General features: G+C 53.8%; 3 protein-coding genes. All 3 read left to right on the top strand.

The features are described from left to right. Window positions 1–8,076, top strand: an 8,076-nt coding sequence (locus OGW16_RS26305; RefSeq protein WP_286519347.1) for a beta strand repeat-containing protein, incomplete at its 5' end; no start/stop codon positions are given. 178 nt (window positions 8,077–8,254) lie between these two features. Further along, window positions 8,255–10,447, top strand: a complete 2,193-nt coding sequence (locus OGW16_RS26300) for a type I secretion system permease/ATPase (protein WP_100193650.1) — start codon at window positions 8,255–8,257, stop codon at window positions 10,445–10,447. Then, entirely contained in the window at window positions 10,444–11,619 is a 1,176-nt protein-coding gene (locus OGW16_RS26295) for an HlyD family type I secretion periplasmic adaptor subunit (RefSeq protein WP_032950253.1), read from the top strand. Before OGW16_RS26300 ends, OGW16_RS26295 begins: the two co-directional genes overlap by 4 nt. The last annotated feature ends 7 nt before the right edge of the window (window positions 11,620–11,626 follow it).

The raw sequence follows: 11,626 nt of genomic DNA, 5'->3' as shown, positions 1-11,626 counted from the left end.
CCATCGGCTGACCTGGCGGGCATAAAAGACGGCGATGCCAGCGTGCAGGTGAGCGTGACCAACGTCAACGGCAACAGCGCGTCTGCGGGCCGCGAGTACAGCGTGGATGCGACCGCACCGTCCGTGACCATCAGTACCCTTGCGGCTGACGATATCCTGAACGCCACGGAAGCGCAGTCAGACCTCGCCATCTCCGGCACCAGTACCGCCGAGGCGGGCCAGACGGTGACCGTGAGCCTGAACGGTAAAAACTACACCACCACCGTAGGCGCTAACGGCAACTGGACGCTGAACGTTCCGGCGGCGGACCTGGCGGGATTAACCGACGGCAGCGTGACCGTCACCGCGAGCGTCAGTGACAAGGCGGGGAACCCGGCGTCGGTTGACCACAACCTGACGGTGGACGTGACCGTGCCTGCGGTGACGATCAACACCATCGCGGGCGATGACGTCATTAACGTGGCTGAACACAATCAGGCACAGATTATCAGCGGCTCCGCCACCGGCGCGGCAGCGGGGGATAAAGTCACCGTCACCATTGGCGGCCAGACTTACACCACCGTGCTGGACGCGGCGGGCAACTGGAGCGTGGGCGTTCCGGCGAGCGTGATTGCCGGCCTCAGCGATGGCAGCGTGACCGTCACTGCGTCAGTGACTGACGCGGCGGGCAATACCGGCAGCGGTACGCACAATGTAACCGTTGATACCGGGCTGCCGTCAGTTGGCTTCGACACCCTCAGCGGCGATAACGTGCTGAACGCAGTGGAGAAAGGCCAGGAGCTGAACGTGAGCGGTACCAGCGCCAACCTGGCGGAAGGCACTCTGATCACAGTGACGCTGAACGGTAAACAATACACGGCGACAACCGCTGCAAATGGAAGCTGGAGCCTGACGGTACCGGCGGCGGATCTGACTGCTCTGGGTGAAGCAAATTACACTCTGAGCGCGACGGCGACTAGCGCGGTGGGTAACAGCGTGAGCAATACCGCAAACCTGCTGGTGGATACCGCGCTGCCAACCGTCACCATCAATACCATTGCGGGTGACAACGTTATCAATGCCTCCGAAGTGGCTGCAGGCCAGACTATTAGCGGTAAAGTCGCCAACGCAGAGGCGGGCAGTAGCGTAACGGTTTCTATCGGTGGGAATGATTACATCGCAACGGTTCAGAGCGATCTGAGCTGGTCCGTTAACGTGCCTGAGGCCGTCCTGACGGCGCTGGGGAATGGCGAACTGACCGTTACAGCAACCGTCACTAACAGCCACGGCAATACCGGTTCTGGCGAGCGTGATGTGACTATCGACGCTAATCTACCGGGTCTGCGTGTGGACACCTTGGCGGGCGATGATGTGATCAACAGCATCGAGCACGGTCAAAACCTGATCATCACTGGTTCCAGCGACGGTCTTGCTGTTGGTACCACGCTTACCGTAACGATCAATGGCAAAACCTATGCAGCATCCGTGCTGGCAGACGGCACCTGGAGCGCGGCAATCCCGGCGGCAGATGTCAGCGCCCTGACTGCGGGGACGGTAACCGTCACCGTAGAAGGCCAGAGCACGGCGGGTAACCCGGTGACTATCAGCCATGACGTCACTGTCGACCTGGCGACGGTAGCCATCAGCATCGATGCCATTGCCACCGACGACGTGATCAACGCGGCTGAAAAAGGTGCGGAACTGGTGCTTTCGGGCAGCACGTCCAACGTGGAAGAAAACCAGACCGTAACCATCACCTTTGGCGGCAAGTCTTACACCGCGAAAGTTGATGCCGACGGCAACTGGACGGCAACCGTGCCGCCCGCCGATCTCACCGGACTGAAAGATGGCGACGCCAGCGTGCAGGTGAGTGTCACCAACGTGAACGGCAACATCGCCTCTGCGGGTCGTGAGTACAGCGTGGATGCGACTGCGCCAACCGTGACTATCGATACGGTTGCGGGCGATAACGTGATCAACAGCAGTGAAGCGGGGACGGGTGTCACAATTTCCGGCTCGACAACGGCCGAAGTTGGTCAGACGGTGACCGTGACGCTTGGCGGAAATAGTTATACCGCGCAGGTTCTGCAGGGTGGTATCTGGAGCGTTAACGTGCCAGCGGGTGACCTGACGGCTATGGCGGACAACGGTTACACCGTACAGGTGAGCGTGAGCGATGCGGCAGGTAACACCGGCAGTGCGAATAAAGCGATTACGCTCGACACTACGCCGCCAACCGTCAGCTTTAATATCGTGGCGGGCGATGACGTGATTAACAGTCTGGAGCATACCCAGGCGCAGATTGTCAGCGGGACAGCAACCGGCGCGAACGTCGGCGATAAGCTGGTCATCACCATTGGCTCAAACCAGTACACCACCACCGTTGATGCCAGTGGTAACTGGAGCGTGGGCGTACCGGCCAGCGTGATTTCTGCCCTGACTGACGGCACCGTAACCATCAGCGCAACTATCACCGACAGCGCGGGTAACAGCAGCACCCAGACGCACAATGTCGTGGTGAATACCGCTTCCGTGGCGCTGACCGTCAACACCCTCAGCGGTGATGACGTGATCAACGCGGCGGAAGCGGGCAATGCGCTGGTGATTAATGGCTCCAGCGCGCAGTTTGCCAGCGGCACGCAGGTGACCGTTACCCTGAACGGCAAGAACTACACGGCCACCATTCAAAACGACGGTTCCTGGAGCACAACGGTACCGGCTGCAGACGTGGGCGCACTGGCCGATGGCGCGAGCTATCAAGTCTCTGTTTCGGCGCGGGACAGCGCAGGCAACAGTGCTTCGGCAACGCATGGCATCAGCGTGGATACCACGGCGCCAGTCGTCAGCATTGCCACGATTTCCAGTGATGATGTTCTGAATGCGGCTGAGGTGCAGCAGCCGCTGACCGTACACGGCTCTTCCAGCGCGGAAGCGGGCCAGACGGTGACCGTGACGCTGGGTGGCAAAACCTATACCGCGACGGTCGCAAACGACGGCACATGGACGCTCAATGTTCCGGCAGCCGACCTTGCCAACCTGAGTGAAGGCGCGTTGACCGTCAGCGCGTCGGTGAACGACAAAGCCGGTAACAACGGCCAGACCACGCATACCCTGACGGTTGATACCGTGGCACCAACCGTCACCATCAGCACTGTGGCAGATGATGATATCGTCAACAACGCCGAGCAGTTGGCGGGCCAGACCATCAGTGGTACCACTACGGCGGAACAGGGCCAGACGGTGACGGTCTCCTTCAACGGGCATAGCTATCAGGCGACCGTGGCGGCGAACGGTGCGTGGTCGGTCTTCGTACCGGGCCGTGATTTCCTCGGCCTGACCGATGGGGATTACACCCTCACCGCGACGGTGAGCGATAAGGCGGGCAACCCGGGCAGCGCCACGCACGACGTGACGCTGAGCGGTGACGTGCCGACGATTGCTATTAACACCTTTGCTGAAGATGACATCGTTAGCGCGGCGGAGCACGGTACGCCTCTGGTCGTCAGCGGTACCACCGACGCACCTGTGGGTCAGACAGTGACCATTACGCTTAACGGCAAAACCTACACCGCAACTGTGCAGAATGACGGCACCTGGAGCTACACCGTTGGCAGCGCGGACGTGACAGCGCTGGCAGACGGCGGGTCATATGTGATTCACGCCGTGGTGAGCAATACCATTGGTAACAGCGCCAGCGCCGACCACACCGTGACAGTTGATTTGACCGCACCATCAATGGGGATCGGCATTGATTCGCTGCAAAACGACACCGGCCTGAGCGCGAGTGATTTCATCACTAACGACAGTAAGGTCATCGTTAACGGCTCACTGACCGCACAACTTGGTAATAACGAGAAAGCGCAGATCAGTCTTGATGGCGGTACGACCTGGATTGATCTGACCGTTACTGGTTTGCAATGGCGTTACACCGACGGCCGCACCCTGACAGACGGTACGTACCAGTACCAGGTTCGTGTGATCGACAATGCGGGTAACGTTGGCGCAACGGATAGCCAGGACGTGGTGGTTGACCTGACTGCGCCAGCGGCCACGACCATTACTGTGGATTCTGTTATTCAGGATACCGGACTGTCTGGCAACGACTTTATTACCAGCGACAACCAGATCAGCCTGAAAGGGACGCTCGGCGCGGCGCTGGGCAATGGCGACCACGCGCAGATTAGCCTGGATGGCGGTCTCACATGGACTGACGTCAGCGTCAGTGGTCTGAGCTGGACGTATGTCGATGGCCGTACGCTGGCCGATGGTGATTACAACTATCAACTGCGAGTTATTGATAACGCAGGTAATGTCAGCGCGACCACAAGCCAGGTGGTCACCATTGATACCGTCGTACCTGACGCCAGCAAAACGATCTCTATTGATAGCATCAGCGACGATACCGGCCTGAGCGGCAGCGACTTTATCACTAACGATACCTCGCTGACGCTGCACGGTTCGCTGGGGGCGACTCTGGCCGCTGATGAATACGTTCAGATCAGTATTGATGGCGGTGTGACCTGGCAGAACGTAATTGTGACTGGCAACAGTTGGTACTACGTTGATGGGCGCACGCTGCAAAACGCCACCTACGATTATTATGTGAGGGTAGTGGATGTTGCCGGAAACATCGGTGTTTCCGCGCATCAACAGGTGACCGTTGATACGGTCGCTCCTGACGCGGCTATCACAGTAACAGTGGATAACATTACTGTTGATACTGGCTTCGATAATAATGATTTCCTGACCAGCTCAACGTCATACACTCTGCACGGTACGCTGGGTGCGGAACCTGGCAAAAATGAGTATGTCCAGGTGAGCTTTGATGGTGGGGCTACATGGGCCTACGCCACGGTGAATGGAACAAGCTGGAGCTATACCGATACCCGCACGCTCAGCGATGGCGATCACCGCTATCAGGTTCGCGTGGTGGATCAGGCCGGTAACGTAGGGGCGACGACCTCTCAGGTAGTTACTGTCGATACCGTGGCACCGCAGAATGGCATCACTATTGACAGCATTAGCGAAGATACCGGGCAATCCAGCAGCGACTTCATCACCATGGACACCACGCTGACCATTAACGGTTCTCTGGGCAGCGCGCTGGCAAGCGATGAGCGCGTGCAGATAAGCCTCGACGGCGGCAATACCTGGGTTGACACAACCGTAACTAACCAGCGCTGGAGCTACACTGATACCCGCGATCTGGCTGACGGCGATTACACTTACCAGGTGCGGATCGTCGACCAGGCAGGCAACGTCGGCTCGACCTCTTCGCAGGTGGTGACGGTCGATACCACGCCGCCAGCCACGGTCGGTACAGTCGTCAGCTATACCGACGGAGAAGGTGAACGCCAGGGCAGTTTTGGCGCATCGGTGGCAACAGATGACAGTTCCCCAGTCATTAACGGGACACTTAACCGTGCGCCGGACAATGGCGAGATTGTGCAGTTGTATCGTGATGGTGTGCTGCTGGGATTGGTGACGATGAGCGGTGCCGCCAGTTGGTATTTCCAGGACAGTGGTCTGAATGACGGTAATCACACCTATACGCTGCGTGTCACCGATCTGGCGGGTAACCACACCGATTCAGATAATTTCGTGTTGAAAGTGGACACTCGCATCCCTACTACCACTGTGAGCATCACCGCCCAAACGACGACAGACACTACCCCCATTCTGAGTGGTTTGGTATCGGCGGAACTGACTAACGGCGAGTATCTCGTTATCAACGTGAACGGTAAAACTTACACCTCTGAATCAGGCGGTGCGGTAGTGGTCGATCCGGATAATAACACCTGGTATTTGCAGATCCCGGACAGCGATGCGCTGAGCGTGAAGAATTATGATGTCACCGCACAGGTGAAAAGTAGCGCCGGCAACGGTAATACTGCTGATTTGACCACCGGCAGCCTGGTCGTGGGTAATGAAGCCTCATTGACACCAGCCTGGTCATTTACCGCCGCGAATTATTCCTATTCTTCCAGTTATATGCTGGATTCGGATGGGCTGTGGACGATTATCGCTAATCAGCAGTTCGCCTCGGCGAACTCCAGTAGCCGTAACTCTTACACCGTTTCAGGTAATTTCTCTATGACGGGGAGTTACACCACGGGTACTTACGCAGATATCAACCGCGACGGGCTGGCAGACGTGCTGGCTGAAGGGACAAGCTACTCGTACATGGTGCAGCTAACTAACAATGGAGATGGTACATACACCTCCAGTACGCTGACCAATATGGGCGCTGCGGTGTGGTATGGCGCGGTGGTTGCCATTGATATTCAGGGAGATGGTTACACCGATTTCGTTATTGGCGATGCGGGGGGGCCTGACTCCAGCACCTTCATGCTCAATAACAAAGGTGTGCTGACCGGTAGTTCTAAGGCCGGGGCATACACCAACTTTGTATCAGGCTCGACGGTAGGTAACTACGTCAGCCTGATTGAAGCGTCCGGTGTGGATTTGAATAACGACGGAAAAGTGGATATTGCCCAGCATACGACCAATGGGGTGAACAACTATGCGCTGTCAACCATGTTTAACCAGGGCAATGGTTCTTTCACATGGGGGCAAAATTTTACCAATACCATGTACAGCGGCTATGGTTCTGGCGCGGCTTCCAGTGCGGTAAGTATGACCTGGGCCGACTTTAATGGTGATGGTTACATGGACCTGTATATGAGCATGTCCCGTACCTCCAGCGGAAGCAGCCAGGGCGGCGTGTTAATGCTGAACGATGGTAGCGGTAACCTTCTTGCCGGTACTGCGGTTGGAACAGCGACCACGGATAAGTTTGTGGGTAACGTCAGCGTGGCGGTGGACTGGAACCTCGACGGTAACATGGACATCATCAAACTGGCGAACAGTGGGCAGTCCTATCTTTACACCAACGATGGACTGGCGGGGACAGCAAGTTTTACAGCTTCAAAGTTCAGTACCGCTACGTCAACCCAGGTATCCGGAGCGGCTCTGCTGGATTACGACTGGGATGGTGCACAAGATCTGCTGATTTTCCGTCAAAACGGTACGGTTTTACTGGAGCGTAATACCAATACGGTTGCGCCAGGAACCGCATTGCATTTGAAGATCGTCGACAGCGAAGGCATTAACGCCTTCTTTGGCAACACTGTCCAACTGTACAACTCGGCAGGTCAGTTGGTCGCCAGCGAAATCATCAATGCTCAGTCCGGGATCGGCATAAATGATTCTTCGTCACTCATCAGTTTTTACGGTTTAGACCCCAGTGAAACTTACCGTGCGGTACTGGTTCGTGCCATTAATGGTGTTGCAAGTAATGCAACCTGGGATGGACTGACGGCAGGAGACGGTAAAGAGAGTTATTCCCTGACGGCTGATGCTGCCACAGGCGGGCACCACGGAACCCTGACAGGTACTGGATACAACGATACCTTTATAGCTGAGGCGGGTACTTATACCTACAACGGTTCTGGTGGCTGGACGACAACCTCTGAACACGACACGTGGAGCAGTACAGGCGGCATGGATGTCGTGGATTATCGCCATGCTACTTCCGGTGTAACCGTCGATCTTGGGCGGTCTACGGCCCAGAGTACCGGGTTCGATACCGCGACGCTGGTTAACATTGAAGGGATTAATGGTTCCAACTACAACGACGTTATTACCGGCAACAGCGGCGATAACCAGTTCGAAGGGCGTGGCGGTAATGACACTTTCAATATCGGCAGCGGCGGTCACGATACGTTGCTTTATAAGCTGATCAACGCTTCGGATGCCACGGGGGGCAATGGCAGTGATGTGGTCAACGGCTTTACCGTCGGTACCTGGGAGGGGACGGCGGATACTGACCGTATTGACCTGCGCGATCTGCTTTCCGATAGCGGCTATACCGGCACGGGATCGGCGAGCTATGTGAATGGCGTGGCGACGTTGGACAGTGGGGCGAGCAATCTCACTGACTATATCCGGGTGGTACAAAATGGGAGCAACACTGAGATTCAGATCGACAGAGATGGTACGGGTAGCCAGTTCGACCCGACCACCGTCGTGACGCTTAATGGTGTGCAAACCGATTTGGCCACGTTGTTGGCAAATCATCAATTGTTATTAGCGTAATCAAATGAGCTGCGAGGGGAGAAACTCTCGCAGCTATTCATTTCTTTACATAAAAATTGATAACAAACAGAAAAATAAAGATTTTTTTCATTTTTATTAGGATTCTGTTCGTATTGATATATCAATTAAATGACATAATTTCGATGCGTGACAATGTTGTTGGATAGGAAGTAGCACTATGAAGACTCATCCGCTTTATGAGCCATGGTTACAAGCCATGCTTATTATTGCGAAACATTACCGGCTTGATTTTTCGTTAGAACATGTCCGGGTGGTGATTAATCACGAAAGCCAGTCACCGCGTCAACTGGTCCTCGAAGATATGGCTCGCCATTTGGGATTAGGATTGAGGAAAGTTTCGGTGAATGCCGAATTACTCGATCCCTGGCGTTTGCCGTTGATTGCTGAGTTTACTGGCGGTCAAATTGCAGTTATCAACCGGATGGATAAAGAGGGGAATGTTAGTCTTCAATTCAGCGGTGATAGCGGTCTCGAAACAGTATTAACGCGAGAGGAGCTTGCGACGCGCCTGCTAGGGGGGTTCGTGCTTCGCCCTCTTGAGTCAACGCCGGACGCACGCGTTGATGACTATATCAAACCTTATGAGAAAAACTGGTTCTGGCAGCTGGCGCTGAAAGACTGGCGCCGTTATGGCGATATCATGCTGGTGGCGATGATCGCGAATGTACTGGCGCTTTCAGGCATGGTGTTTTCTATGCAGGTGTACGATCGCGTAGTACCGTCACAGTCGGAAGCAACGCTATGGGTCCTCTTTGGTGGGGTCATGGTGGCTATTACCTTTGAGTTCATCATGCGTATGCTACGCGTCCATCTTTCAGATGTAATTGGTAAACGCGCAGACCTGCGGATCTCTGAACGCGTATTTGCTCATGCTCTGAGAATTAAAAATGGTGCGCGGTCAAAATCCACGGGCTCTTTCATCGCTCAAATCCGCGAGCTGGAATCAGTGCGAGAGTTGATTACCTCCACGACTATTGCGGCAATTTCCGATCTCCCCTTTTTCCTGTTGTTCGTTTTTATCCTCTGGATGATCGGCGGGCCGCTTGTGCTGGTGGTATTGCTGGCCGTTCCGCTGCTGCTAATCCCTGGACTGCTGGTACAACGTCCATTAGGACGGCTCTCCAGCGAAGGGATGCGCGAGTCGGCGATTCGTAACGCCACATTGGTAGAGGCGGTACAGGGCCTTGAAGATATCAAACTGATGCGTGCTGAGCAGCGTTTTCAAAATCAGTGGAATAACACCAATGATGTCGCCGCTAATGTGGCGATGAAACAGCGTTGGCTAACGGGGTTACTCCTGACCTGGACCCAGGAGGTTCAATCCATCGTTTATGCTGTGGTGCTGCTGATAGGTTGTTATCTGGTGATTAGTGGAGATATGACTACCGGCGCGTTAGTGGGTACCTCTATCCTTGCATCGCGCACAATTGCTCCACTTTCGCAAATTTCCGGCGTGCTTTCACGCTGGCAGTCAGCGAAAGTTGCACGCAAAGGGCTTGATGATCTGATGCAACGGCCAATTGACGATCCGCAATCCGGCAAGAAAGTCCATAAAGCCCATCTGCGTGGAAATTACGTCATGGAAGATGTGAGTTTCTATTACGATGAGGAAGAAAAACTTGATGTATTAAATATATCACGTCTCCAAATTCAAGCCGGGGAACGTATTGCCCTGCTGGGACGTAACGGCTCAGGAAAAAGTACGCTTCTGCAACTTCTTGCGGGTATGCAGGAACCCCAGCAAGGTTCCATCTTACTTGACGATATCTCACTCAATCATCTTGATCCTGCTGATTTACGCCGGGACATGCAGCTACTCAGCCAGCAGGCTCGTCTGTTCTTTGGCTCAGTGCGCGACAATATTATAATGGGCAATCCCTTAGCGACTGATGAGGAGATCCATCAGGCGCTGGCGATAACAGGAGCATTGGATTTCGTTCGTAAACAGAAAATGGGTCTGAATTACATTGTAAATGAAGGCGGGGCTGGTCTGTCTGGCGGTCAGCGACAGGCGCTATTGCTCACTCGCGCACTCTTAACATCACCTAATATTTTGCTGCTTGATGAACCGACGGCCTGGCTTGACGAGGTGAGTGAGAAACAGTTTATCGGCAGTCTGAAAGGCTGGTTGGGAAAAACGCGCACACTCATTGTCGCTACACACCGCTTACCTATCCTTGAACTGGTTGACCGCATCATTGTGCTGGATAACGGCCGAATTGTTATGGATGGACCACGAGATAGCATTCTTCGTGAACATGGTATGGCTCCACAAAAAGCGGGCCAACGTACGGTAACAATGAAAAAAGCCACTTCTCAAAAACCGGTAGTTAATGAGGAGGGCGTATGAGCGATTTCAGTCGTTTTAACAGTCGTCTTCAGGAGCCCCATCTTCCTCGCTCGAGTCTGGTGGTATGGAGCGTGGTGTCTATGCTTGTTGTTTTCATCGCATGGGCGGGGTGGTTTCAACTTGATGAAGTTACAACCGGAAGCGGTAAAGTAGTGCCTTCTTCACATGAGCAGGTTATCCAGTCGCTGGAAGGTGGAATCATCCATAAATTGCTTGTTCAGGAAGGCGATATCGTTGAACGCGGGCAGCAGGTTGCGCAACTGGATCGCACAAAAACAGAATCCAGTGTTCTGGAAAGTGAATCCCGGTTAAATGCGGCGCTGGCAACTGCTTCACGTTTGACTGCCGAAGTGAATGGTACAGAACTTACTTTTCCGGCTGAACTGGATGATGATGTCGACCTGGTCAGACAAGAGACAGCACTTTTTACTTCACGCCGCGAAAGTCTGGAAAAGGGGGTTGCTGGATTGCGTCAGGGAATGGCGTTGATTCAAAGAGAGTTGGCTCTCACTCAGCCTTTGGTAAAGCAGGGCGCTGCCAGTAATGTGGAAGTTCTTCGTCTGCAACGGCAAAAGAACGAATTAGATAATAAAGTGACAGAAATGCAGAATCAATACGTTGTGCGCGCACGCGAAGAATTAGCTAAAGCGAATGCCGAAATTGAAGCGCAACGTTCTGTAATGAAAGGCCGTGAGGATTCATTAACCCGACTGACTTTCAATGCACCGGTGAGAAGTATTGTTAAAGATATCGATGTGACGACAGTCGGTGGTGTTATTCCGCCGAATGGAAAACTGATGACTTTGGTTCCACTGGATGACCAAATGGTTATTGAAGCAAAAATCTCTCCCAGAGATGTTGCATTCATTCACCCAGGACAGAAAGCGTTAGTTAAAATTACCGCTTATGATTATTCTATTTATGGTGGTCTGCAGGGTGAAGTGACGATGATTTCACCGGATACAATTCAGGATGATGTAAAACGTGATGTCTATTTTTATCGTGTCTATATCAGAACAAACACTAATCATCTTGAAAATAAGCAGGGTAAAGAGTTTCCTATATTTCCTGGCATGATTGCAACTGTTGATATAAAAACAGGTAGTAAATCGATTCTTGATTATTTGTTAAAACCATTGAACAAAGCAAAAGAGGCATTACGCGAAAGATAAAAAAAAA

The sequence above is a fragment of the Citrobacter sp. Ce104 genome (assembly GCF_030334595.1).
Lineage (GTDB): Bacteria > Pseudomonadota > Gammaproteobacteria > Enterobacterales > Enterobacteriaceae > Citrobacter > Citrobacter europaeus.
Note: the sequence above shows the minus strand (reverse complement) of the source record. Positions and strands in the feature narration are given on the sequence as shown.